Source organism: Pedobacter sp. KBW06 (genome assembly GCF_003852525.1).
GTDB lineage: Bacteria > Bacteroidota > Bacteroidia > Sphingobacteriales > Sphingobacteriaceae > Pedobacter.
Window position 1 is genome coordinate 339,419 of the sequence record NZ_QAJL01000006.1, and the last position, 26,833, is coordinate 366,251.

At 43.7% G+C, this 26,833-nt stretch carries 13 protein-coding genes; 4 read left to right on the plus strand and 9 right to left on the minus strand.

Going from position 1 to position 26,833, the window contains the following annotated elements; all coding sequences use genetic code 11:
- Positions 1 to 183 precede the first annotated feature (183 nt).
- Positions 184 to 576, plus strand: coding sequence for a DUF1801 domain-containing protein (locus DBR43_RS31190; RefSeq protein WP_124587267.1), 393 nt, complete (start codon positions 184 to 186; stop codon positions 574 to 576).
- A gap of 46 nt (positions 577 to 622) precedes the next feature.
- Here the strand turns inward: DBR43_RS31190 and DBR43_RS31195 are convergent, their stop codons facing one another.
- Positions 623 to 2,221 (minus strand): hypothetical protein, encoded by a 1,599-nt coding sequence (locus DBR43_RS31195; protein ID WP_124587268.1) that lies wholly within the window; start codon positions 2,219 to 2,221, stop codon positions 623 to 625.
- A gap of 219 nt (positions 2,222 to 2,440) precedes the next feature.
- Here DBR43_RS31195 and DBR43_RS31200 point away from each other — a divergent pair, with 219 nt between their 5' ends.
- The gene (locus DBR43_RS31200; protein WP_199757177.1) at positions 2,441 to 2,971 is read left to right on the plus strand and encodes a cupin domain-containing protein; all 531 of its coding nucleotides are present in this window, start codon (positions 2,441 to 2,443) and stop codon (positions 2,969 to 2,971) included.
- Between the two features lie 154 nt (positions 2,972 to 3,125).
- Here the strand turns inward: DBR43_RS31200 and DBR43_RS31205 are convergent, their stop codons facing one another.
- Positions 3,126 to 5,429, minus strand: a complete 2,304-nt coding sequence (locus tag DBR43_RS31205) for a S9 family peptidase (protein ID WP_233603294.1) — start codon at positions 5,427 to 5,429, stop codon at positions 3,126 to 3,128.
- 300 nt (positions 5,430 to 5,729) lie between these two features.
- Between DBR43_RS31205 and DBR43_RS31210 the strand changes: the two genes are divergently transcribed.
- Complete coding sequence (locus tag DBR43_RS31210; RefSeq protein WP_233603295.1) at positions 5,730 to 8,789, plus strand: beta-L-arabinofuranosidase domain-containing protein; 3,060 nt, start codon at positions 5,730 to 5,732, stop codon at positions 8,787 to 8,789.
- A gap of 23 nt (positions 8,790 to 8,812) precedes the next feature.
- Here DBR43_RS31210 and DBR43_RS31215 read toward each other — a convergent pair whose 3' ends face one another.
- Positions 8,813 to 9,787, minus strand: coding sequence for a hypothetical protein (locus DBR43_RS31215; protein ID WP_124587270.1), 975 nt, complete (start codon positions 9,785 to 9,787; stop codon positions 8,813 to 8,815).
- Positions 9,788 to 9,983: 196 nt separating this feature from the next.
- Between DBR43_RS31215 and DBR43_RS31220 the strand changes: the two genes are divergently transcribed.
- Positions 9,984 to 10,595, plus strand: a complete 612-nt coding sequence (locus tag DBR43_RS31220) for a hypothetical protein (RefSeq protein ID WP_124587271.1) — start codon at positions 9,984 to 9,986, stop codon at positions 10,593 to 10,595.
- Between the two features lie 61 nt (positions 10,596 to 10,656).
- Here DBR43_RS31220 and DBR43_RS31225 read toward each other — a convergent pair whose 3' ends face one another.
- The 6 genes from DBR43_RS31225 to DBR43_RS31250 all read right to left on the minus strand — a co-directional run bounded on the left by DBR43_RS31225 (position 10,657) and on the right by DBR43_RS31250 (position 26,826).
- A complete protein-coding gene (locus tag DBR43_RS31225) occupies positions 10,657 to 11,346 on the minus strand; it encodes a 4'-phosphopantetheinyl transferase superfamily protein (protein ID WP_158622645.1) in 690 nt (229 codons plus the stop codon).
- 104 nt (positions 11,347 to 11,450) lie between these two features.
- Positions 11,451 to 12,416, minus strand: a complete 966-nt coding sequence (locus tag DBR43_RS31230; RefSeq protein WP_124587273.1) for an acyltransferase domain-containing protein — start codon at positions 12,414 to 12,416, stop codon at positions 11,451 to 11,453.
- Positions 12,413 to 13,222 carry a cupin-like domain-containing protein gene (locus tag DBR43_RS31235; RefSeq protein ID WP_124587274.1) on the minus strand — a complete coding sequence of 270 codons (810 nt, stop codon included), beginning with the start codon at positions 13,220 to 13,222 and terminating at the stop codon, positions 12,413 to 12,415. Before DBR43_RS31235 ends, DBR43_RS31230 begins: the two co-directional genes overlap by 4 nt.
- Before the next feature lie 32 nt (positions 13,223 to 13,254).
- A complete protein-coding gene (fabD, locus tag DBR43_RS31240) occupies positions 13,255 to 15,552 on the minus strand; it encodes an ACP S-malonyltransferase (RefSeq protein ID WP_124587275.1) in 2,298 nt (765 codons plus the stop codon).
- Entirely contained in the window at positions 15,549 to 16,820 is a 1,272-nt protein-coding gene (gene ectB, locus DBR43_RS31245; protein WP_124587276.1) for a diaminobutyrate--2-oxoglutarate transaminase, read from the minus strand. The genes fabD and ectB overlap by 4 nt, the downstream gene beginning before the upstream one ends.
- A 4-nt stretch (positions 16,821 to 16,824) precedes the next feature.
- Positions 16,825 to 26,826 carry a non-ribosomal peptide synthetase gene (locus DBR43_RS31250; RefSeq protein WP_124587277.1) on the minus strand — a complete coding sequence of 3,334 codons (10,002 nt, stop codon included), beginning with the start codon at positions 26,824 to 26,826 and terminating at the stop codon, positions 16,825 to 16,827.
- Positions 26,827 to 26,833 lie beyond the last annotated feature (7 nt).

Genomic DNA, 26,833 nt, shown 5'->3' on the forward strand with positions numbered 1-26,833 from the left:
TAGTGAAATAGGCAAGTTAGGCCGATGTGCGATGCGCATTAATATAACAACCGGTGAACCTGCGGATGCAGGCCACCGGCTTTTTTATGATTTGAAGGGGCGCTATCTATCAGGCCGTTAATCGACACCAGCCATAAAATGATCTTTTTTATTCCTATTTTAGGGATAAGATATCGAATTGTTATGAATAAGGATATACAGCACTATAATGATGTTCAGTCGGTTCTAGATCGTGAAATCTGTCAGCTGCTATCAGCCGGGATTAATCTTCAGCTTAGCGAGAAAGAAAGTAAAATCTGGCATGCACATCCGGTCTGGTTTATAGATGGCAATCCCATTGTTGGTTATAGCAAGCTCAAAGCTGGTATCCGTTTGATGTTCTGGAGCGGTGCTGATTTTGAGGAAACAGCGCTAAAGGCAGGTACGGGTAAATTCAAGGATGCCTCGGTTACGTATACTGATATTGAACAGGTTAACCTGGATGATCTCGCCCGCTGGATCGAAAAATCAAAGGTAATACAATGGGATTATAAAAATGTGGTGAAGAGAAAAGGCGTTTTAATACGTCTGGCCTAATGGTATCCTATCGATAGTTTTTTATTTCCCAACGAAATTAAACATATTATGGCTTTTTTCTGGGGGTTTTCAGGAAATCACCCAGTTTATTTAATGTTTCCATCGATCTGGCTGCTTTTTGTTTCTCTTGTTCTATAGCTTCAAGTCTTTCCTGCTCTTTTCTTCTCGCAGTTTCGGCCTGTTGCTGTTCCTGCCCCGCAAGTTGCTGCGCTCTGACCGCCCTGTCCATGAACCAGATCTCATCAAAATCACTGGGTTGTTCCACAATATTATTGTCCTTTTTTATCATGTAAACATATTTCGACCTGGAAGGGCTGTTCTGATATTGTGACAGGATGTCTTTCAGGTATTGTATATCCCTGGAGTAAAGATACATGGCGAGGCTGTTGTTATCATTTAATGAAACTTTGTAGTTGAAGATACATACCGCAACAGGAGCGTTGGGAGTTTTAAAGTAAAATTTAAGTTTATCGGCAAGCGGATCAGAAACCCATTTTTTTAAACCATTATCATACTTTATTCCATTTACATAATTGCCCGTTATCGTCTTTATCACCTGTTCAGGCGAGCCGGACTGATAAAGAGCAGCCAGGTTATCAAATCCCGGCGTCTTTGTATTCTCCAATCTTGAAGTCATATCGTCTTCCAATGGTTTAATCTCCAGCCATATAAACTTTGCACTGGAATAAACATTGCAGTGTATATTTTTGGATTCATAGAAATCGGCGCCGAGCTCAGGATTACTGCCGGTTTTGGTCCATTGCTGAATCCCAAGGGCTTTTTTCAGTTTGGAAAAGGTGATGGGATCCTTACAGGTTAGTTCTATCCTATTCATTTTCCGTAGTGCTGAGGTCGTAATTGTCACCAAAAGGGAATTGCTGAATTGATAATTCCGGCTATAGCCCGACAACTCTCCCTCCATTGCAAAACTCAGCTCATAGTCCTGATAAAGCAGGTTTAGCCCTATTTTTTTCATGAACTCTACCACTGCATAACCTACATCCTCGGCATTATCATGCACAATAATGTCCTGGGGATCGAACAGTCGCAATTCTTTGGGTACATAGGCGTAAGGACTGATCCGTTTTATGCTCAGCGCAAGCCCATTCTTACCCGTTTCGTCTCCATCCTCATTCAGTGTTTTATAAGAAAAAGTCGTTGCGACCAGGTTTCCGTTCCTAAAGGTGGTATCGGTCTCATTCTGGGCTATGACCGGCCAGGCAATCAGTCCCAGCATTTTTTTTATGGCCTTAAAATGTCTTCCGTTACCATTGTTCAGTTCAAGGGAAATTTCAGTGATATAATCATTCTTATCCGCAACAACCGATGCGTTGAGCGCTTTGTCGAAGATCAGCCTTTTCGAAGTTGAAGCTATGCTCCGGAGTTTCTTACCCTTCGCATCATAGTCGTAGGTAGTTGTTTCCTGAATATCCCTGAGTACGATCTGGAGCTTTTTAAGTTCATCATTGAAGATCTGTACCACCCCGTCAGGCGTCTGGCTAAAAAAATCAATCTTGTTCAAAACCGGCTCTTTGGTAACTTCCGGCTTCCCTTTAGGTTTTGCTGCAGTCTTTTTGACTTGTGCATTTAAATGGTTGAAAAACACTACGCCCAACAGGACGCCAACGAGAACGAGCTTTTTCATCTCTTTAGTTTTTACTTTTTGACCAGCAAACATTTGGGTGCTCGTTTGCCTTATATAATTTAGCGATTATTTGATCAAATACCAAAAAATGACAACAAATATGATCAAATGCCAAGGACCTGCATAGCGCTTAAAAAGGCATGCCTGCTGTTCAGCTGATGGCGTTTTCGCATTTATCAATGTCTGTTTCAGGATCAACTTTGCCCGTTTCAACTGATTATGGATTTTACCGAGGCCAGTATAGCCATAGGTTTGACTAAGAAATCAAAGCGGTTTCTGATCAATAAAAGAAAAATTAAACAATTAAAAACAATGGAAAAGCATAGAACTTTTTTAATGGGTGCAATCACTATTTTTAGTCTTACATTATACTTCAGTCCGGATCATGCCATAGCGCAGCAGCCTGGAATAAAGCGCACAGCACTTCAAAAACAAGACCTTAGCGTCCCTGGACACGAGGCTGTTCAGGTAAGGATAGATTTTGAAAAGGGAGCTTCATTCGGAAAACATTCTCACCCGGGCGAAGAGCTGATCTATGTTCTTGAAGGCGTATTCGAATATGAGGTTGAGGGTAAGCCGCCGGTAAGGCTTAAAGCCGGAGAGGTGCTCTTTATTCCCGCAGGTACAATTCATGCGGCGAAGAATGTCGGTAGTAATAAAGCAGTTGAACTTGCAACCTACATCGTGGAAAAAGGGAAGCCAATAGTGGCATTTGCTTCCGGCCACAAGACAAGGAGATCAAAAACGTAATTATCAGCGTGCTGCTCATGACAGTAGATAAATAAAGCCAACTTATAAATTAAGTTTGACAGTACCCCCCAAAGGCTTCACAAAAAGAAACCTAAAGCACGGTAGATTAAAAATTCCGGATGACCAATTTGTAGTCATCCGGATTTCTGTATTGTTATTTGGCAGGCCCGGTAGTCACATTACGTAAGGGTGGTTCAGCATGAAGTAAATGTTTTACAAAAAAGTCTCTTTTACGGCGACGGCCATAGCTGCCACCATCACTATGCCCCATTCCGGGCACACATAGAAAATCAAAATCTTTATTTGCTTTTATTAAGGCATCAGCCATTCGGAAAGTCGATTCAGAAGGCACATTTTCGTCTGCCTCCCCAACAATCAGCAAGAGATTTCCCCGTAGTTTTGCGGCATTGGTCACATTCGATTGCTCCTCATAATGCGCAGCCACGGGATAGCCCATCCACTGCTCATTCCACCATTGCTTATCTACGCGGTTATCGTGACACCCACAAGCAGAAACAGCGGCTTTGTAAAATTCAGGGTGAAACAGTAACGCAGCGGTTGAATTTTGTCCACCTGCAGATGTACCATAAATGCCTACGCGGCTAATGTCGGCATTGGGGTATTTTTGGGCCATGGCCTGCATCCATAAAATGCGGTCCGGAAAGCCGGCGTCTGCCAGATTTTTCCAGCATACATCGTGAAAAGCTTTGGAGCGGTTTGCAGTCCCCATTCCGTCGATCTGCACCACGATAAAGCCCAGCTCGGCCATGCTTTGCAGCTCACTGTATGGTGTAAAGCTTTTGGGCACAAAACTATCCTGGGGACCCGCATAAATGTATTCAATCACCGGATAAGTCTTTGAACTATCCATTTTTGAAGGCTGGCAGACGATTCCCCAGATATCCGTTTGACCATCTCTGGCCTTTGCCACAAACACTTCCGGCAACCTAAGTCCTGCCTCACCGAAAGCTTTGGTATCTCCACGCTCCAGCTCCAGGATGGTCTTTCCGTCCGAAGTTCTTTTCAACAGTGTTACCGGAGCCAGATTCACTTCCGAATAGGTATCTATAAAGACCCTTCTGTCAGGGGCATAAGATAAGCGATGGTTTCCTTTTTCCGGACTAAGTTCTACCTGATCTTTTCCATTAAAGCCAATCCTGTAATAATGGATAAAATAAGGATCTTCTGCTACATTTTTCCCACTGGCACTGTACCAAATCTCTCTTTTGGCAACGTCAATACTATCCACATCCCTTACGACCCAATTTCCTTTGGTTACCTGCTGCTGCTTTCCGGTAATGGTGTTGACCAGATAAATATGACGGTAACCTCCCTGTTCGCTGGTCCAGATCATTTCATTGCTTTCGGGCAGGTAATGGGTATATATCCTGTTTTCATAAATAAAGGTCTTTGTCTGCTCATCCACTATATTTTTTGTCTTCCCCGTTTGCGTATCTACTTCAATTACACGAAAGCGCTGATGCCCCCGATCTACCTTTTCGTAGGTAAAATAACGGCTATCACCATGTCTCCAGTGCAGTGGCTGCGGGCCAAAGAAATCAATTGCTGACGCATCTACCTTAATGCACTTTTTTGTAGCTACATGAAAAATAAAAGGTTCATAGCTGGTAAAATCATCCCCGGGTTGAGCATACTCCCGGGATTTCAACTGACCACGGGTGGTTCCCGGAACTGAGCTAAGGACATAATGAACCTCTTTAATTTTCTTCGGATAGATTTTGTAGCCGATGATGGTCTTGCTGTCCGGCGACCAGCTGAACTCGCCGTAAGGACAGGCTTCAGTTCCATCCTGCGTAAGCTGAAATTCCTGACCCGTCTTTTTGTCTTTCAGGAAAACATTTCCGGCCTTCAGCGACAAGCTTGCATTGCCGTCTGGTGAAATCAAAACAGAACGTACGCCCTCCCATCTCGACCGTGTTCGCTGTAAATCGGCTTTCGGATTGTAGACCAAACCAAGAGTGTCCTTTGTTGCTTTCAATGCATAGCTTTTAAGATCAGTCTCCAGCCATTGATTACCGGTTTTAAGTACAAGCCTGCTTCCTGAATTCCGGAAAAACATATCGCTGATCCTTAAACGTGCAGCAGATATGGACTTTCCTTGCAGCTGCTCTAAAGCTGCCGCAAGCAGGGTATGGTCAAATGCCTGCCGGCGCTTACCTGCAGTAACATCTACATAGATATACTCCCAGTTCTTGCCGTCGAGATTTTTCCTGTACCAGAAGCTCTGTTTATCTGGGTTCCAGTGAGGCGTAATGTCTGTGTTAACAGCAATTTTTCTTGCTGCAGTATCCAGAAGGCCGGCTTCCTGATAGGTTCTGGCCATCTCTACCGATGTGGGACTAAAAGGAACCAGTTCTCTTTTTTGGGCATGCACCGATACATTCATTCCGCAAATCATGCTAAAAGTACCGATGCTCAGGTAATGTTTTATTTTCATGTGATAACTTAAATCAATCAAATATTTTCAAAGTTAAAGCAGGAATAAACTTAATTATGGTCTGATATTAACCGATTCAACCCGCATTTACACCTATTCTGCCTACTCTAAAAAAAGCTTTGCTCATCCGCGTTGTCATACCTCTAAGGTTAATGAGACACTGTTTCAGCGCCGTCAGAAAGAAGATACCAATCCATATCTTTGATTTTCATAGAGGATACCTGTTAATATCATGGGATTGTTAGCTAAAATAGACTTATAGAAACCTATGGATTCTCCCTAGTTTTATACAATATGAAAATGTACAAAATATTCCTGCGTGCCATCCTGTTTACTGTTGTTTTGAGCCAGAGTATAAACACCGCCCAGGCACAAAATGGAGACCAGATTTTGGATGGGATCGGTGAAACCGGAATGATTGCGCGTTATGTGCTTGACGGAAATGTCAAGGACTGGTCCCGAAATAATTTGCACGCAAAATTTCAGGGTACAGAAGCGACTTTTATCAATGACAGCCGGTTTGGAAAAGTTTTGTCCCTTTCCGGAAAGCACAATTCATTTGTCACGATCCCGGGAGAAGCATTAACAGCTATAGAATCGCTCAGCATATCAGGATGGATATACCTGCGTTCACAGCAACCCGGACAGCATTTTTTTGATTTCGGAAAGGATATCAGCAAACATTTTTTTGCAGCTCCGGTTGGTACAAATTCCGGGGAAGGATATCAGGCGTCAATAACAACGGGAAAAGGCAATAATAACGAAGCGGTTTCTCCCGCTATAACACTGAATAAATGGGTGCATCTTGCCATAGTAATAGACATTCCGTCAAAATCTATGCTGGCTTATGTTGACGGAGCAGCCGTAGCCGAAACCAAAAACATTCCAATGGAGCTGAGCACTATATTTGGTCAGCAACCAGGAGAAAGACTACTTTACATCGGAAAATCGTTCTTGCCGGGAGCCCCCTATCTGGATGCCCTGATACATGATTTTCGAATTTACCGTGTTCCCCTGAGCAAAAGGCAGATTGCCGGAATTTATAACAATTCTCAAAGTGGTGCCAATCAAAGTTCTGTAAATACTACCGGGAAGCCTGAAGATGATCTTCCACATTTTTCTAAAACTGAAGCACAGCTTTATAACAGTTATTTAATACAGGTATCCGATACTGAAGTGGAAACAACAATTGGCAATTTGCCACGGTTACCTGCGTACGTAAAAGGAACTTACGAAAAAGGAAAGACCGGCCCAAAAGTACGCGTGCTCTGGCCTTCTCCTACCGACAATACCGCTGTGCTCCAACCAGGAAGCTATACCGTTACGGGGCATGTTGCGGGAACAGATTTTCAACCAAAAGCGTTTATCACGATAAAGGAGTCAAAAAAATCAACTACACCAGCTTCAAAACTGCAGGCATTTGATCTGGATCAGGTTATATTAAAAACGGATGCCCATGGCCATGAAACCAAGTTTATTGAAAACCGGGATAAGTTTATCAAAACATTAGCTACGACAGACCCGAACTCTTTTCTCTATATGTTCCGTCATGCCTTTGGCCGCAAACAACCTGAGGGAGCACAGCCATTGGGCGTATGGGACAGTCAGGACACGAAATTAAGAGGCCATGCTACGGGTCACTACCTTACTGCAATTGCGCAAGCCTATGCCGGCACGGGGTATGATAAGGTACTTCAGGCCAATTTCTCAAAAAAAATGGAGTATATGGTCAACACGCTTTATGAGCTATCGCAATTGTCCGGAAAACCAAAAAAGACAGGTGATACCTATGTATATGATCCAATAGCTGTGCCGCATGGTCCCGGCAAATCAGATTTTGATTCAGATCTTACTGATTCGGGCATCCGTACCGATTATTGGAACTGGGGAAAAGGATTCATCAGCGCTTATCCTCCGGATCAGTTTATCATGTTAGAAAACGGAGCCCGGTACGGCGGACAGAAGAACCAGGTTTGGGCACCGTATTATACCTTGCATAAAATTTTAGCCGGCTTAATGGACGTATATGAAGTAAGCGGTAATAAAAAAGCACTTGAAGTTGCAACCGGCATGGGTGATTGGGTGTATGCCCGCCTGAGTCAGCTGCCAACGGAGACAAGAATAAGAATGTGGAATACCTATATCGCTGGTGAGTTTGGAGGAATGAATGAAGTAATGGCCCGCCTGTACCGGATTACCGGCAAGCCGAATTACCTGAAAACCGCCCAGTTATTTGACAATATCAAGGTGTTCTTTGGCGATACTGCACACTCACAGGGCCTGGCCAAAAATGTAGATAATTTCCGTGGATTGCATGCCAACCAACATATCCCTCAAATTGTGGGCAGTATTGAAATGTACAGTGTCTCCAAAAATCCGGAATATTACAAAATTGCCGATAACTTCTGGTATAAGACCGTCAACGATTATATGTACAGCATTGGCGGAGTTGCCGGTGCACGTAATCCCGCCAACGCAGAATGTTTCATCAGTCAGCCTGCAACATTGTATGAAAACGGGTTTTCTGAAGGGGGACAGAACGAAACCTGCGCTACTTATAATATGCTAAAATTGACAAGTGACCTTTTTCTCTTTGACCAGCGGGCAGAGTTAATGGACTATTATGAGCGTGGCTTGTACAACCATATTCTGGCTTCAGTAGCCGAGAACAGCCCTGCAAATACCTATCACGTACCACTCCGACCAGGATCGATCAAACAATTTGGCAACGCGGATATGACGGGCTTCACCTGTTGCAACGGTACAGCAATAGAAAGCAGTACCAAAATGCAAAATTCAATTTACTTTAAAAGTAAGGACAACCAGGCACTTTATGTCAACCTGTACATCCCTTCAACACTAAAATGGGCAGAACGAAACGTGGTCCTGGAGCAGACCACAAATTTCCCAAAAGAAGACCAAACCAGTCTGAAAATTAAGGGTGCCGGAAAGTTTGACCTCAATGTACGCGTGCCGGGCTGGGCTACCAAAGGATTCTTTGTAACGATCAATGGTGTAGCACAAAAGCTTCAGGCTGAACCGGGCAGTTATTTAAAAATAAGCCGAAAATGGAAAGATGGCGATATCATCGAACTAAAAATGCCTTTCCAGTTCCACCTGGATCCGGTGATGGACCAGCAGAACATCGCCAGTCTGTTTTACGGACCAATTTTACTGGCAGCCCAGGAGCCGGAAGCAAGAAAGGAATGGCGTAAAGTAACGCTGGATCCGGAAGATATAGGCAAGTCAATTAAAGGTGATCCCAAGCAGTTAGAATTCAGGATTGATGATGTGGTTTTTAAACCATTTTATGAGACATACGGCCGTCATTCTGTTTACCTGGACGTGAAATTAAAATAGGCTGAGGCTGATGGCATGGAGGCTTAATAGCGTTCATAGAGATACTCATATACTGCTGTCAATTTGCCCTCAGCATTATAATTGTACACGATATGGTTACAGCCATTGGCATTATTCCATGAAATGGTCTTTGAAAGCACTTTATCTCCTTTTTTTGAGATAAAAACGACCTTTTCTTTATCTTCAGACCTTATGTTTTCGCTAAGAAATGTACCATCTTTTATATTGTAAAATTTCACGGAGGAATAAAAATCTGCTTGCTGACTTTCATATTCATACACCGTCTTTCGGGTATCGCTCACTTCTTCAATGATACGTCCGGAATCATCATACTTAAATAAGATAATACCAACCAGATCTCCACTCCCATTTAACGTTTCTGCCTTTACACACTGTAATTTCCGGTTCAAATGGAAAACATTGGAAACCATCACATTCTTTCTATCAACCGAGATTACAGAAAACTGATCTTTCCGGTACTTAAAAACATTCCTGGTTTTCCATCCATTTTTATCTGTACTGACGATGCTGTCAATTAGATTATATGCGTTTCTGTAATAGGTGTCTTCGGAAAACAACACTTTGTCAATATAGGTAGCGGATCTTTTTGTAAGTCCGTTTTTGTCGTACAACGTCTCCAAATGAGTGGTGCTTCTTTTGGTCCTGGCGCTATCTTCAAAAATTTCTATCACCACTTTTCCATTTAAACAATTTAAAGCACCTGATTTTTTAGGATAAAAAGAGCTGTTTGCATTATTGATCAGCTGAAACGCATAATTCTCATCTATATGGGATGCCTTCTCTAACTTTTGTCTTGATTGTTTTTGACGTGCTGCAATTTCGGCCTTACGGAGATCCTGAAAGGAGGCCTTAGGTTGTATTTTTTTAGCGCAGGAAGATAGCAGCAATATGAAAAACACCAGGCAGACTGAACTGAGCTCGATTTTAAAAACATTACATGTTCTTATGAGGTGGTTAATGCTCTTTATTCTGTTCATTTAAGAAATACCTGTCACTAATTTTGAATTTATTCTCGTGTCCTTATCCTCCCGGTTTTGAAGCGAGGAAAATACCCTGAGTTCAAAGATGAATAATATTTCTTTAACAAAACGCAACAAACTTCCCATACACCAATCTGCACTTTATGTTAAAACAGTTTTTTTATTACCTTCGGTGTTCATAAAATAACGCGCTATGCAATATGATTTCTCTCAGCAAAAATTACTTGAAAAAAGACATTTCCGTTTCATGGAAGATGGTCTTTTTATCCACTCAAGTACTGCAGGAAAGACACATGAGTACGAAATAAAATATGAAAACATTGGAACCAAGATCATCTATTGGAAAAACGGCTTAAGTATATACCTATTTATTGCTGGCTTTTTGACAATTGCATCCATTCTGCTTTGTTTCGATACAACCGAACCGAAAGTTGAGCTCAGTGCGCGTCTGCTATTGATTCCAGTGATTCTATTTTGTATCTCATTATATTTTATCACCTATAAAAAAGCCCGCTATATTACAAACCCGGATAATTCAAACCCAATCGAATTATTTAGCAACAAGCCAAATATTGAGGCCGTAGATCATTTTATTAATGAAATTTTATCCAGACGTAAGGCATTTCTACTGCAACGGTTTGGACAACTGAATAAAAACCTCAGTTATGAACCACAATATTATTCCCTGACCTGGTTGTTGGATAATGAAGTGATCAATAAAGAGGAATACGATCAAAAATTGCAGGAATTGAATTCGTTATACCCTTCAGCTCTTATAATTAAAGGCTTTGCATTTGAAAAATAGCGAAAATTCTTAACCATTTTCCCTACAAGAAAACAAAAGGACCTTGATTTGAAATAAAACCCTATTCAGATGGTCGGGAAGGCATTCCTGCGACTTCTTTGAAAGCAAGCCAGAACTCCTTTAAATCACAGAAAGTCTGCTTTGGAAGGACGATGGAACAAATATAATCGCCATGCCTGCAGGAGATCGCCTTATACTGTGCACAATGGATAAATTCACTGGTATAGCAATGACCGGATTTTTCAAGTGACTGAATTTCCAGCACTTTAAAATCAATCATAAAACCGGTTTTTAAGATTTTGGACAGGGCTTCTTTTATGGTCCATACCGTTACACAACCGATCAGGGAATCCGGTTCAATAGCAGTAATCAACCCGAGCTCTCCAGCAGTCAGCTGACTTTGGAAAGCCTCTGCCTGAGCGGCGTCAATTTTTTCAATGTCAATGGCCAAAGGATGATCTTCCGGAAATGCCAGTGCAAGCCCAAGGTCCTCACAATGCGTAATGCTGACCTGAACATTCGACAGCAGCTTACTTTTTACCACAGGAAACTGAAAAATACCGGAATCAATAAATACGGCATCCATCTCCACTCCTTCTTCCAGCCTTAAGATGGCATGTTTTGCAGCTACCCTGCCCAATAAATAGCTGGCCCTGCGCCGATCAAATCTCAAAGAATCAAGATAATCCCGTTCATTGGGATGAAGCACTGCAAAATATTGACTTAGGCCTGGTAAATCTTCTTTTATCATACAAAATCCAGCTTTAAAAGTCCGATCAGTTCTGTTTAACAGGAGAAGGCCATCATTCATTTCAATTTGTTGCTAAGTCGGCTAAATATATAAAACAAAAGAAGCTAATCAGGGATTAAATTTAAAATCCGGGATAGTTTATCCAGCTGTTCTGCTTCTCTTTTGTAGGGGGTCATGATGGGAATACTCTTCGATGCTGATGAAAGGGGCAGATTATACTTGACAAAAGTTGCCAGCGTCCCTGAAGGGCCAAGGTCAATGTAAAGAAAAGGCCCGGCCGTCTGCTCCATATAATTAATGGCCTTTGGGAAATCAATATAGCCCCTGGCAATGTCCGAAAAATAGCTCTGAGGCAAGGAACTGAGGCTTTCGCCTTTTAAACCTGAAATAAAACAAGATCCGGGATCCGGAAAAGTGCCAAGATGAGCGAGGGAATAGTCAAAGGTCTTACACCCCATTTCAATGAGCGGAGAATGAAAAGGATATTTTACCGGAAGTAGTACATACTGAATTTTCTGCTGATCCAACACAGATAGAAAGGAGTCCAGATGTAGTGACGAACCGGAAACGGTAAAATGCCCTTCGAAATTATCCGTTGCCAGAAAAAGACCATGCCTTTCCAGCAAAGCTTCCGGAATTTTTTCTTTTGCACAGATAATGGACAACATTACCCCCGTATCATTGCTTCTGCTGATTGATTTTGCCTGCTCAATCGCCATTTCCAGGGCGTTATCGGCAGTCCATATTCCCGCAACCACACCCGCAGCAAATTCGCCAAGACTGTTTCCCAGGACATAATCGCAGGTAATATCCAGTGCCCTCATCAGTTCGTACATCGCGAGTTCAACTGCAACTATTGCTGGATGAGTGATCAGAATATCATCAAAAACAGCGGTTCCGCTATGGTATAGCTCATCGATTAAATTCCTGTTCAGCTGTTGTTGAACAATCGCATGACTGTGTTCCATGCTCGCCCGGAAAACAGGATGATTTTCAAAGAGTTTCTGCCCCATACACCGGGTCTGGCTTCCCTGACCGGAAAATAGAAATGCGATTTTACCGTTGATCATATGCCTTTTGCCTTCCGATAAGCATAGGTCCACAAAGAAGTATAGAGTTGAGGTAAAAACTTAAACAGTAATTTTGACTCATTCCTCCACCAAAAATTAACGTTGGTATTCAGGCTGTCTTTGGCATGTACTTCATGCCACCAGCAAGTGGGCAGGTACAGCAGCTCTCCACAATTCAATTCAACTTCACTGAACTCGTTGAGTTGCTCCTGAACCTGCCTGTCGGAAGTATGCTCCCTCAGGTTCCGGATATTACCATAGGAAGAGGTGTGTCCCTGAAAGGTAGAAACCTTTTTAGCATGGTATTTTTTCCAGCCCGGCGGAGCAATGTAAAACACCTTCTTACCGGAGAGCTGAAAATTAAAATTGTCATAAACATCATAATGGAGGCCGCTGGGATCTCCTCCAAAATTAACCCAGAAATTGATTTCTTCTAAAACGGAATAAGAGACCACATCCGGTGCAAATTGTTCAAATACAGATCTCCCGATATCCTGACCAAGATTTCTGATATCAGACGCTACATTATAGGTATAATCCGGACTCTTTTTATAAGCATCCATATTTTTAACAATGGCAGAATAACTACTTTTCAGATAAGTAGCATTGTTTCTTGTCGCTGCGGGATCTGTCTTATGGTACCTCAGTAATGTGAGGGGATAACTTTCCAGCTTTTCCAGAAACTCATCTCTCTTTGTTTCCCAATTGCTCTCTGGCAACAAAACAAAAGGGGTATTCTTTTTCAGGTGTTCCTTAATCTGAAGCTGTGCTGCTTTACGAAGCCTGGGGATAGGGTGATTGTTCATGATTTTAGAATTTTGAAATATTTATAAAGGGATTAAGATTTAAAGGACTGATACATGTTCTCCAGGAGGCTGGCCGACTCCTCCATCATTTTTACCCCGATTTCATCTACATGCCGGTTGCGCCAGCTTTCCAGTGTTGTTCCTTTTACCCACTGGTTAAAAGCACCAAGTGCCGGACCACAATGGACCTGGAAATTAACCTGCTGATCTTTATTTCCCGCAAGGGAAAGCCGCATGCTGTAGCCAAAGTACCAGCGGAACACCAGGGCCATTTTATGCCTTGGATTTTGCTCTGCCTTTTGTATTTCGGAATGTTCCCCTTTATTTTTAAAATAGGTAATGGTTTCTTCCCAGATTTCAGGAATTGGTTTTTTGAAATAATTCCGTTCCAGCTGCTCTACCGTTTTCTCAGGAATCTCATGCAATGCATTGTATTGTGTATAAAGCGCATATAACTTATTTGCCCTTGCAGGAAACAATACTCCTTTTTTAAGCACCTGAACCTTTGAGCCGATTTCAAACATATCCCCGGCTGGTGCATAAGCTGTATCCTGAACATTGATCTCCTGCAGGAGGTCTTTTACATAATCACTCATATCAGCTTCCACGGTACATTGATTGATCGATCCGGTCAGCACAAAATCTGCCCCCATCACAAAGGCGCAGGCAATGGCCTGAGGTGTCCCAATCCCTCCTGCAAGGCCAATATTTATCGGTCTCTGGTACTGATATTCCTGTTGAATGTCTGTACGCAGTCTTTGTATACTCGGTAAAAGCACCAGGGCAACCCCACCATCGGTATGTCCACCTGAGTCTGCTTCCACACAAATGTCATAGCTCATCGGAACAGTTTTCGAAAGTTCAGCCTGCCCGGCAGTGATCAGTCCTTCACGAAGCAATTTATTGACAATCTTTTCCGGAGCAGGCCGCATAAATTCCTCTGCGACCTCCGGCCGTGAGATCTTACCCAATATTTTATGCCTGCAAATGGTCTCCTTATTTTCCCCCTGCTGCAAACCGGATAAACGATAATAGACAAGAGATTCCGTCATCTGCATATAAGCAGCGGCTTCAATATGTTTCACCCCTAACCTTAAATAGAGCTTTACCGTTTCCATTTCAAAGGAAGGATCGGTAATGCTGTGCAGTAAATTCAGTCCGAATGCCTGACCTTCTGTAAGCTCTGTCTGGATATGCCGGATATCCGCTTCTATTTTTTCAAGGGATAATCCGCCGGTTCCAAGGTAGCCCAGCATATTGGCTTTTCCCATCTTTACCACCAGTTCCCTTGAGGCAATACCCCGGTACATGGCTCCGGTCACATAGGCATATTTAATCTGATAATCTTCCCGGAATAGCTTACTTCCCAGTTTCATGGGCAGCGTCCTGCCGGATTTTGGCACTGGATTTTCATTTTCTGCTTTCAGCTGTCCATTCTTTACCGCTGTTCCATTTCGTTCAACGGCAATGGCATTGCTCTGTCCTAAAATTGGACTGCACTTTTCCCGGATCTCATGAACCATTTTAGAAAGAATGCTGCTGCCAATTTCCTGGTAATCAATCACCCCTTTTCCCATTAGGAAACGGATGCTGTTGGTCCAGAGCACAGGGCTTGCAATCTGTGTGCTCAATAACCTCGCCGTCTGCTCTTTTTCATAGGGAATACCCAATGCATTTGAAATTACGGGAACCCCTGGGGCAGAAAATTCAAAGCCCTTTAAAAAAAGCTCAAAATCTGCTGCAGCCGGGGCCATATACCTGGAATGAAAGGCGGCACTGACCTGTAAAGGGATAATTCTGATTCCTTTACCTTCAAACTCAGCAACTACCTTTTTAATGGCCTCCTGTTTCCCGGCAATGACGATTTGCGAAGGGGTATTAAAATTGGCAATATCTATTCCTTCATAATCCGGAGTACTCAGCATTTTTTTCAATTCGGCCATTTCAACGCCAACAACTGCCGCCATGCCTCCGCCAGAAGCTTCGGCCATCAGTTCTCCCCTCTTCCTGACCAGCTTTAAGCCAGTACTAAAATCAAAGACCCCCGCCGCCAGCAAGGCATTGTACTCCCCAAGGCTATGGCCAACAAAGTACGAAGCGGAACAGCTTTCTTTGACCGCAGCATAACCAAAGGCGTTGACCACATATAAAGCCGGCTGCGTAAACTGGGTTTGCGACAATTGTTTATGCGGATCGGCGACACAAAGTTCCTGCAGGTCATACCCCAAGAGATCTGAAGCCTGCTGTGTCTCAGTTTTGTAACGGCTAAACAAGTCTTTCCCCATACCTTTATACTGGGATCCCTGACCGGGAAACATAATTGCTTTCATAAGTATACCGGCTTTTTATTTCTCATCAATTCAACAATACTGCTATTCAGGATTTCCAGACCTTCGTCCAGGCTTTCTGCTGATATCGTAAGCGGCGGAAACAATTTGAGTACCTGATCTTCCGCTCCGCAGGTTTCAATCACAAGGCCATTTTTAAAACAGGCTTTGGAAACCTCAACAGCCATGGCTTTGTCTTTAAATTCAAGTCCGATCATAAAACCACGCCCTCTTATACTCAGCTCTCCCGGGTATTCGTCCTTTATTTCCTGAAGAAGACTCACAATGGCTTTAGATTCCCTTTTTACTTTATGGCTGAGCTGATCATCTTTCCAATATTTTTCAATGGCGAGTGCAGCGGTGATGAATGCATAGTTGTTCCCCCTGAATGTACCGGTATGCTGCCCGGGTTTCCAGGCATCGATTTCCGGCTTGATTAGCAATAACGACATCGGCAAGCCGCATCCACTAATCGATTTAGATAAGACCACCATATCCGGCTGTATGTCTGCAAATTCAAAAGAGAAGAAATCACCGGTCCTGCCGCAGCCACTCTGAATGTCGTCAATGATCATCAGGATCCCATGTCTGCTGGTAATCTCCCGCATATTTCGCAGCCATTGCTGTGTGGCAACATTAATTCCACCTTCTCCCTGTATCGTTTCTAAAATGATGGCTGCCGGCTTACTTAAACCACTCCCCTTGTCGCTCAATAATTTATCCAGCAGCACAGAAGTATCAATGTCCGGCCCAAGATAGCCCGAAAAAGGAAGGAATGTAGTGGATTGCGAGAGGTCGTCTTCAAGCCCCTCCCGGTAATAAGAATTCGCAGTTAACCTCAATGCACCCTTAGAATGTCCATGGTAGGCGTTCGTAAAAGAAATGATTTGATTTCTCCCTTTCACGATCTGGGCAAGTTTTACAGCTGCCTCCACCGCATTCGCACCCGTAGGTCCGGTAAACTGTATTTTATAATCCAGCCCCCTCGGTTTCAGGACATAACGGATAAAATTATCAATAAAACTTTCTTTGGCAACAGTGGCCATATCCAGCGAATGGACAATTCCATTTCGACTGATGTACCCGATCAGCGCCTCCTTCATGTCCTCGTCATTATGCCCGTAATTTAATGCACCGGCTCCTGAGAAAAAGTCAACATACCTGTTATTGGCCTCATCGTATAAATAAGCGCCGGATGAAGTGCTAAAAGTTGCAGGAAAATTCCTGCTGTAACTTCTAACCTGTGATTCGTGTTCTTCTATTGTTTTCAAAATATTAAGAGGTTAAATAGGGTTTAAATTCTGTTTGGGTTAGGGTAATCCAGCGCCTGCAATGTGGCTCCTTTACCATACTAAAATGCGTACCGGTCGCTTTAACAGTCCTGATGTCCTGGTAATATCTGCTCCAGTCCTTATCTCCATCCGGCTTTGCTGCGCCCTCATGGGCCAGAATGCTGATGACCGGATAGGGCAATTTTTCTTCAGGTTTGTAGCGTATGTTCATGCTGGTGACACAGGTCTGATACAGGCGTTGTAAATAAGCTGAGGAGATGTCGATGCCTCTTTTTTCCAGCTCGCCCATCAATGCCGCAGGACGATCGTTTTCCCTTGCCTGCAGCAACCCATGTATGAGTTCTTCCTTTCCGATGATGATCTGGTTACTGATCTGCTCCAGTCCTTTTAAAAAGTCCATTTCGATATCTGCCCGACTAAACCTGTTGTCGAGCAAACCGGTATATCCGTCAATTAAGAAGACATTGGCAATTTTGAGATCAGCGCTAAACTGAAGCTGTTTCAGCAATTCATAGGCAACCAGACAACCATAGCTATGGGCAACGAGGTTGATTTCCTGCTGATCAGCGATGCTGCGAATCAGCATCAGCTGTGCTTCGGCGATTTCCGGAATACTGTTGAGCGGCTGTTCATTTTCAAACAGACCTTTCATCTGTAATCCATAGACATTTCCATTTCCGGGTAACGCCCCGGCAAGCTCAAAATAACCATCAGCAATGCCTGGCATACCAGGGATCACAAATGAAACAATGGCGTTGTCGTCTCCTTTTCTTAGCTCAATCAAGTGTTTATCAATTGCAGAATTCCTGCTCAATACGTTTCCATTGTCGACCTCCGAGTGGCTCAATACCCTTGAAAACATTGATATGGTTGGATATCTGAACAAAAACTGCAATTCCAAGTGATCCAATTCAAATGCTTTCTTAATCATACCGTTCAACCGGACACTCAGCAAAGAGTGGCCTCCCAATGCAAAGAAATCATCATGGATCCCAATCTCAGCAACTTCCTTTTTTAAAACCTTCGCCCAGATCTCAAGCAACCTCGCTTCGGTCTCATTCCTTGCTCCTTCATAAAGCCCGCAATTTACTGCCGCTGCTTCCGCCCGACCGGCAAGATCTTTCCTGTCTATTTTTCCATTTGCAGTGAGTGGTAATTTTTCAAGCCTCACAAAAGCTGCAGGAATCATGTAGGCCGGCAACCTGTTCTCCAGATCTGTTTTCAATGCAGACGGTTCCAGATGTTCCGGGCTGACGAAATAAGCGATCAGATATTTATCTCCTGATTTGTTCTCCCTTACCACAACAGCCGCAGCCGTTACCGAAGGGTTTCCCTGCAGGGTATTTTCAATCTCGCCCAGTTCAATTCTGTATCCACGGATTTTCACCTGGTCATCCTGCCTTCCCAGACATTCGATATTTCCATCCGGCAGCCAGCGTCCGATATCTCCGGTTCTGTATAGGCGTTTTCTCCGGCTCAGCTCCTCCTTATGGATCGCCTGCTCCTCATCCGGGACCGAAGTCCGGAACTTTTCACTGACTTCGCTGAAAAACGGATCATCCATAAATTTCTGCTCCGTCAACGCTGTATTGTTCAGGTATCCCCGGCCCACGCCAATTCCCGCAACACAGATTTCACCGGGTACGCCCACCGGGCAAAGTGCCATGTGTTCATCAACAATATATATGCGCATGTTCTGAACCGGGAAACCAATCGGAATGGTTTGGGTATAAGGCATGGTGTCGGTAAAGAAGAGGGTCACATCATCCGCAGCCTCAGCCGGTCCGTATGCATTCACTACTTTTATTCCCGGAAAACTCGCAAGCCAGCGCTTGAGAAGACTGGAGTGAAAAGTCTCTCCGGTTACCAAAAGGTATTTGAGATTGGTGAAATGAATCCCTCCATTTTCTTCAATAATGTCAAGCAAACTATTTAAATAAGCAGGTACCAGCTGTAATATCGACACCTCACAGTCATTTACCTTACGCAGAAACACTGCCGGATCAAGGATTTCTTCCTTACCGAGGACCAGTGTGGTACCACCTGTCATCAAAGCGGTCAGGGATTGCCATACTGATATGTCAAATGAAAAAGATGCATTTTGAACGATCACACTCTCCGACGTAAGTTCCAGCTGACTGATCATGGCATACAAGTGGTTTAACATCCCCTCATGTGTGATCATCGTTCCTTTTGGCCGCCCTGTTGAGCCTGAAGTAAAGATCACATAGGCAAGGCTTTCCGGAGCATTGAGTTTTTCCGGATTTTCTTCGCTGCTGCTGTCTGCGACCAAAGCAAACAAATCCAGCTCCTGCTGATCAACCAGCACTTTACACTGGCTCTGCTCTACCATATACCTGATCCGGTCTTCCGGATATTCAAAATCAATCGGGATATAAGCCGCACCGGATTTTAAAACCGCCAGTATCGCCACAATTACCGCTTCACTGCGTTTGAGCTTGATCCCGATAAAATCGTCTGGTTTAATCTGATAAGCATTCCTTAAATAATTTGCCAGCTGATTTGAACGTTCATTTAAGGTTTTATAAGTCAGTTGCCTTCCTTCAAATGCCAGGGCGATACGATCCGGGGTCTTTAGTGCCTGTTCTTCAAAGAGGTCGACAAATGTCCTGCCCTCCGGATAAGGCTCAAAAGTATCGTTCCATTCCACAAGCAATTGCTTTCGTTCTGCCGAAGTCAGCAAATCAATAGACGATAACAATCCTTCCGGATGTGCCAGCACCTGATCTATTACGTGCTCCAGGGAGTTAAAAAATCTTTCTGCGGTATCACCGTCGTAATAAAATTCGTCGTATTTGATGCCTATGGTAAAGACTTCTGAAACTTTGCAATTGAACGCAAGGGGATAATGGTCTTCTTCCAGGGCCTCCAGGTTTTTAAATGAAGAAGACAGGTCTGTGATCGCTGATTCATTTACAGGGAAATTTTCATAGGCATACAAAACCTGAAATAGCTGCTCATTATTACTCAACTGTGCATACTGATGAATCAAAGATAAAGGGGTATGCTCATATTCCAGTTTCTCCTGAAGTGCGTTCTGGTTCCGGTGCAAAAAGTCAACTGCACTTTCATCGGCATCGATGTTAAAATACCCTGGCGTGGTATTGATGAGCAAGCCAACCATATCCGACAAATCCATTCCCGGCAATGTCCGGCCTGAGCTGACATCTCCCAGCAGTATATTTTTTTCGCCGGAAAGCTTACACAACATCAGGGCCAGACAACTTTGGATCAAGCTGTTCAAAGTGATGTGTTCAGTCCTTGAAAATATCTTTAACCGTCTGGTTAAGTCTTCAGAAACGAGAAAAGACAATTCCTTAAAGGACTGCCGGCTTTGGGGCATTTTGCTTTCCGACAAGCCAGACAATGGTAAAACGGCCCTGGTGCTAATGTCGGACAAATACCCGGACCAGAAATGTTCCGCTTTACCCGAATCCATTTGCTGAAGCGCCTCAATGTATTTGTAATAAGGAAGACTGGCAGTTAAAGCAAGCTGCTTTCCATTCTTTACCGCAATATAGGCAGACAATAATGCTCCGGAGAAGATGCCATTCGACCAACCGTCTAGTATAATGTGATGACGGGTTAAAATCAGTTTACTTTCCTGCTCCGAGTATTTTACCACTGCGACTTTCAGCAGCTGGTCCTTGCTTAAATCCCAGCGCTGTGACCGGATGTCCTTCAGCAGTACCTCCAGCTGCTGGTTCCGCTCTGCGGGATCATTGCCGCTTAAAGTATATTTCTCAATTTCTATCGTTCTTGCTTTGTATACCACCTGAACCGGAACAGGCATTCCTTCATGATAAAATGAGGTTCTTAAAACGTCATATTCATTGGCCACTTTCTCCAGGGCCGCCTCAAGCGCATTCAGGTCGATCTCTTCCGATAAAGTCAGGATCATCTGACTTTTGTAGATCATCGAATCAGGAGATAACATGGTTTCAAACAAGATGCCTTCCTGTAAAGCAGAAAGCGGATAGATGTGCAAGATCTCCTGCTGCCGCTCTTTGCTATGCGATTCGGCTAAGAACCCGTCCAGTTCTATCTGATCCCAGTTTAAGAGCGGAAAATCTGAAGGAGTAAAACCAAAATTGGAAGGACTTGCACAATGTTCGATGACAGCAGTCAGCTGCTGTTCAAATACAGCAGCAAATTGTTCCAGCATCAATCCATTTTTCAATGCGTAATCTGTCTTAAACTCGAAATTCAAACCTTCTTTGTTTAGCATTCCGTTTACGAGGATATCCTCGCTCCTGTTCTCCGTTGCCACCATATTTCCAAAAGACTCTTCTGCAACCGTCAATAGCCCGGCAGCTTCAGGAGGCAAATTAAGATCCCCGAGGTAATTGAACATCAACTCCGGAACAGCTGCATCACGCAATCCCTGCGCTTCTGTTAAGTATTTCAGGATGCCATAACCAATGCCTTTATCCGGAACTGCCCTCAATATCGTTTTTACCGTTTTGATATACGATGGCAGATCTTTAGTTACAGGAGCTTCAATCAATACCGGAAAGATGCTCGTAAACCAACCCGTTGTGCGACTGACATCTATATCTTCAAATAACTCCTCCCTCCCATGTCCTTCCATGTACACCGGCATCAATTCTCTTCCGGACCATTCGCGATAAGACAAATACAACGCAGAGATGATGAGGTCATTGATTTGAGTATGATAGGCCTGATTGCATACGGTGATGAGTTGCTGATACAGCGAAGTGTTGATCCTGGCAAATATCCGATTCGCTTTTTCAAGCGGTTTTTGAGTATCAACCAGTTTAGGTAAAGACTGGCTGGCAGCGGCCTGTTTTAGCCAATAGCTTTGCTCTTCCTTAATTTCCTCTTCAAAAGCATACCTTGAAAGTGATGCCGACCAATATTGATAGGAAGTAGTCCTGGCTGGCAAAACCGCATCCGCTGTTTTCAATAGCATCAAAAGATCGGAGATCAAAATCCGCCAGGAAACACCATCAATCACCAGATGGTGAATGCTGATCAGCAACCTGTGACTGGATTGCTCTTCAGCGAGTAACAGATGTCCTACGCGGATGAGCGGCCCTTCTTCAATATCGAGACTTGCATGTAAACCCCCGCTCACATTTTCGATAGCGGTATTCAGCACGTCAGGGCTAACAGCGCTCAGGTCATAACTTTTCAGAAAGTCCGCTGGCAGTGCGTCTGCACTGAATTGCTGATGCCAGGTCTCTCCCTCTTTTCTAAAACGAAGCTGAAAAGCATCGTGCTGTGCACAGATCTTCGAAAAAGCGATTTTTAATTGTTCAGTACTGATGCGCTTATCTATTTCTAAAAGTACCGCATGATTGAAATGACTGAGCTTCGGATGATTCAGCGAAAAATAATAATGCTGAACAGGAGTTAGTCCGACTGCTCCGGTTAATACCGCCGGCTCTTCATGGATCCGTTTCAGCAGGCTGTGGGGAGCAAGTTTTTCTATCGTCTGGTAATCAAAAAGCTGTCTGGTTGTCAAATGAATGTTCATTTGATTGGCCTTGCTGATCACCTGTATGCTTTTTATAGAATCTCCTCCCAGTTCAAAGAAATTGTCGGAAACACCGATCTTATCCAGTCCAAGGACCTCTTTCCAAATTCTGACGAGATTTTTCTCCACATCATTACCCGGAGCCCGGTATTCCTGGTCTCCTCCATACCTGATTTCCTGTTGTTCCAGCACTTTGCGGTTCACCTTCCCATTCAGGGTCAGCGGAATTTGTTCGATCGGAATAAACAGGGATGGGATCATATAATCCGGCAGGGACTTCTGCAGGAAAATTTTCAATGCAGCAGGCTGCAGGTTTTCCGTCTGAACCGGTACATAATAGGCCAGCAATTGTTTACCTTCCCCCTGCTCCTTTACAATCACTACCGCATTTTGTATGGATTGATGTGCAGACAAAGCATTTTCTATTTCTCCAAGTTCAATCCGGTGTCCTCTTAATTTGATCTGATTGTCAATTCTGCCCAGGCATTCAATCTCTCCGTCAGGTAGCCACCTCGCCAGATCTCCGGTACGGTATAACAGCTTACCGCTGTCAAAGGGGTTGTCGATAAACTTTTCGTCGTTTAATGATTTCCTGTTCAGGTAACCAGCCGTCAGCCCATCACCTCCGATGCACAACTCGCCCGTCACCCCAATTGGCACCAGTTCATTTTCCGGACTGAGGATATAAATTTGTGTATTGGCAATAGGTCCGCCGATCGTAATCTGCTCTTCAGGCCCCAGCGCTTTTACGGTAGACCAGATGGTGGTTTCTGTAGGTCCATACATGTTGAAAATCCGGCTCTGCCCAGATTTAAAAATATCGGCAGCCAGAGCAGGGCTTAAAGCTTCCCCGCCAATCAGTAACTTTTTCAGGCGCCCTATTGCCATTTGACCACTTTGATGAGTGATCAATTCCTGAGCAAATGAAGGGGTACATTGCAGGTGGGTAACGCCTTGTTGCCTGATATTTTCTTCAGGAAGCCAGGCTTTGTTCAACTTCTTTTGTAAAAAGCGCTCATGCAGTGCCGATTGTCTCAGCAGTTGCTGAAGTTTAACCAGATTTGGCAAATTAGACATGATGGTATCGTTGTCAATACCGTAATCCACCAGACAGGCAATTTCGTCGACCCCGATTTCAGTAAATTCCCAAACGCGGGACATACAGGTTTCAGGGGTTCCGAATAAACCACTCGTTTGGAAATACCGTTCAAAACCCATTTCAACAATGGCTTCCAAATCTTTGTCCATGTCCAGGCCGGCCTGTTTTGCCAAAGGTTTTATCAGATCCACAGAATGACGTAAATAGTTTTTGAAGGGCTCCCGGACCACCTCTTTGGTCAGCTGCAGGTCTTCAGAAACAAAGCTGTGCAGCATTAAAGCCACTTTACCATGATTTGCATCGAAACCATGCTCCGTTAACGAACGGCGATACAGTTTAATTTTCTCGCCCAGCTCTTCTTTATTCTGACCCAGCAGGTGGGTTAAAAGGTTAGCACCTATAGAACCCGCATAAATGAAAGTCTCCGGATTCCCCGCCGCAGTGATCCATACCGGGAGAGATTGCTGTACAGGTTTAGGGTGGATTTGCACCTTAAAATCGTTTCCTGCACCATTTTTACGAATATATGTTGCGCCCTCCCATAAATCCTTCAGTTCCAACAGTTTCTCCCGCATCTTCTGATGACGTTGCTCATAGTCTCCGGGTGAAAAAATAAAATCATTTGGATGCCAGCCTGAAGCAAAGGACAACTCCACACGGCCTTCAGAAAGGTGATCAACCATTGACCATTCTTCTGCAACCCTCACCGGATCATGTAAAGGAAGTACCACGCTTCCGGCACGAATCTTTATTTTACTGGTCAATACGGCCACAGCAGCAGCGGCGACGGATGGATTTGGAAACTGATCGCCAAAAGTATGAAAATGACGTTCAGGAATCCATACCCCGGATAAGCCATGCTGATCAGCAAACTGTGCCGCATTGCGTAACAATTCATATTTATTACAATGGGTAACCTCTTCCTGTGCCGCAAAAAAGAACAGACTGAAATCCATATTTGCCTTCTCTGTTTTGTAAACCGGCCGGTCGGGCTGAATCACTACTTTACTTCCCTTGCAGATCGTCCAGAATAATTCCAGCACAGAAATGTCGAAGCTGATGCTGGTTACCGCCAGCCAGACTTCCTGACTTTCTTCATTTCCAACCTTCAGGTCCATCCCTTTAAAGAAATTCATCACATTCCGATGCCTTACGCCAACGCCCTTTGGTTTACCTGTAGAGCCTGAAGTATAGATCACATAGGCAAGAGATTCCGTGCTTTGTTTTGCTGCAGGGCGATCCAGGATAGGGTCTGTTAAATGACCGGTCTCTTGTACCATCAGTTCATTTTCCCAGGTATTTTCGTCCAGACACAAAGGCAAATAGCTGCCTCCGGCTGGAAAAAGTTCCAGCACTTCTGCTGATGCAAGTAAAAAACCTGCACCTGAATCATCCAGAATATATTGTAAACGGTCTATCGGATAGCTGAAATCCAATGGCACGTAAGCGCTGCCGGCTTTCAAAATTCCCAGCAAACCAATCATCATCTCCAGTGAACGGTCCACACATATTGCCACCAGGGCATTGTCCTTTAACCCTTTAGTTCTGAGGTAGCGGGCCAGCTGTTCGGCTTTCCGGTTCAGCTCAAAATAGCTGAGTTCCTCTCCTTCATATACCAGGGCAATGCTTTCCGGAGTTTGTAAAACCTGTTTTTCAAACAATTCATGAACGAGTACCTCATTCAGATAAGCAACAGTGGTATTGTTCCATTCCGAAAATAACTGCTGGCTTTCTGCCTCAGGTACAATGTCATAGTCTTTAATTTCCTTTTTACAATCTTCCTGAACTTCGGTCAGCAGTTTTTTGAAATAGCCCAGATGGCGTTTGATCGTCAGCTCATGGAATAAATGCCTGTTATATTTTAAATTGATCCGTAGTTCTTTTCTGAAGTCGCAGACCTCTATCAGGTAATCTTCTTCGCTCTCCTGGAACAAATCAGTCGGCATTTCTGCCTTTTCATAAATTCCTTCTTTTTTGTCAAGAATTGCATCAAAGAAATTCTGATACAGGTAACCCGCACGAAGTACAGACCCGTTTTCATGTGTCTGCCCCAAGCCAAATTCCGAAATCAGTTTTGGAAAAGGATAGGCAGCGTGATCAATACCATGAACAAACTGAAGTTTTACTTCGTTTACAAAATCATTAAAGAAAGTCTTAGCTGAAACCTGGTTCCTGACGATCATCATGTTGATGAAATAGCCAATCCCCTGTTCATGTTCCTTCTTCGGACGCCCGGCAGTTGGGGTGGTCAGAATGATATCTTCATCGCCGGTTATTTTGCTCAGAAATACATTGTATATGCTCAACAGCAATACCGACAAATTGACTTTCAGCGCTCTGGCCAGGATCTTTAATCTGTCCAATGCCGCTGCATCCAGAATGAGCGTTTCTGAAGCCATTTCTCTGGAGTCCTGATCTTTTGAAAACAGCTGATCAAAAGGCAGGGACAATACAGGCAATGGTCCGCTTAGCTTCTCCTTCCAGAACAAATGATTTTCATGTGCTTTTTCGCTGTTCATGTAAGCTTGTTCCCAGTTCACATAGTCAAAAAAAGCAAGGTCTTCCGCTTGATCGCTGCATTTCTCTCCTTTCATCAGGTATTCTATTTTTTCTAGAAATGATCTGACAAAAAAGATACTCGATGTTCCATCAAACACAATGTGATGAATCACAAAGAGCAGAGATGTGCTTTGTTTAACAGGATCAACGCTGGCATATAGCCTCAACAGACAATCATTTTTAAGGTCGAATGGTTTTCGCTGTAATGACAACCAGCCTTCCTGATGTGTTTCCTGGTTTCCATCCCTGCTGTATACCAAAGGGACGACTGCCTTTCCGTTTTTACTTTGATAAAGCTCAGCGCTTTCCTGATCGTTGTAAAAGTTCATCCTTAAAATGGGATGTGCAGTCAACATCAGTGTTAATGCTTCCGAAAGAATAGATTCCGGGACATCCAGGTTTAGTGTAAAAGCAACAGGAATATTATAGGCAGTATGGCCGGGATCAAAGTGCTGGATAAAAAACAAACCTTTTTGCCCCTCCGATAAAGGATACCGAATTTCCGGCCCGGTGGCCTCAACTTGCCCGGATTCTTCGCTTGCTGCCTTTGCCTTTTGCAGCAATGCACTTTCCAGCAGGTTAAATAAGGCCCCGAAATCATCGGCGATAAACATCTGGCCCATTTTGATATCCAGATCGAAAGTTTCATTAAACTCCCTCACAAACCTGATCATTTGTACCGAATCAAAATCATAGTCGAAAGGCAGTAACGAGCGGTCAATTTCTCCCAGTTCCATATGGAAGATCTCCGACACAATCGAAGATAATTGTGTCTTATATTGCGCTATTGTATCTTTTTCCATCATAAGTTTT

What these genes read in the sequence shown, in the direction of transcription:
- DBR43_RS31190 (WP_124587267.1), top strand. Translation starts at nt 184, where the DNA reads ATGAATAAGGATATACAGCACTATAATGATGTTCAGTCGGTTCTAGAT.
- DBR43_RS31195 (WP_124587268.1), bottom strand. Translation starts at nt 2,221, where the DNA reads ATGAAAAAGCTCGTTCTCGTTGGCGTCCTGTTGGGCGTAGTGTTTTTC.
- DBR43_RS31200 (WP_199757177.1), top strand. Translation starts at nt 2,441, where the DNA reads ATGGATTTTACCGAGGCCAGTATAGCCATAGGTTTGACTAAGAAATCA.
- DBR43_RS31205 (WP_233603294.1), bottom strand. Translation starts at nt 5,429, where the DNA reads ATGAAAATAAAACATTACCTGAGCATCGGTACTTTTAGCATGATTTGC.
- DBR43_RS31210 (WP_233603295.1), top strand. Translation starts at nt 5,730, where the DNA reads ATGTACAAAATATTCCTGCGTGCCATCCTGTTTACTGTTGTTTTGAGC.
- DBR43_RS31215 (WP_124587270.1), bottom strand. Translation starts at nt 9,787, where the DNA reads ATGAACAGAATAAAGAGCATTAACCACCTCATAAGAACATGTAATGTT.
- DBR43_RS31220 (WP_124587271.1), top strand. Translation starts at nt 9,984, where the DNA reads ATGCAATATGATTTCTCTCAGCAAAAATTACTTGAAAAAAGACATTTC.
- DBR43_RS31225 (WP_158622645.1), bottom strand. Translation starts at nt 11,346, where the DNA reads ATGATAAAAGAAGATTTACCAGGCCTAAGTCAATATTTTGCAGTGCTT.
- DBR43_RS31230 (WP_124587273.1), bottom strand. Translation starts at nt 12,416, where the DNA reads ATGATCAACGGTAAAATCGCATTTCTATTTTCCGGTCAGGGAAGCCAG.
- DBR43_RS31235 (WP_124587274.1), bottom strand. Translation starts at nt 13,222, where the DNA reads ATGAACAATCACCCTATCCCCAGGCTTCGTAAAGCAGCACAGCTTCAG.
- fabD (WP_124587275.1), bottom strand. Translation starts at nt 15,552, where the DNA reads ATGAAAGCAATTATGTTTCCCGGTCAGGGATCCCAGTATAAAGGTATG.
- DBR43_RS31250 (WP_124587277.1), bottom strand. Translation starts at nt 26,826, where the DNA reads ATGATGGAAAAAGATACAATAGCGCAATATAAGACACAATTATCTTCG.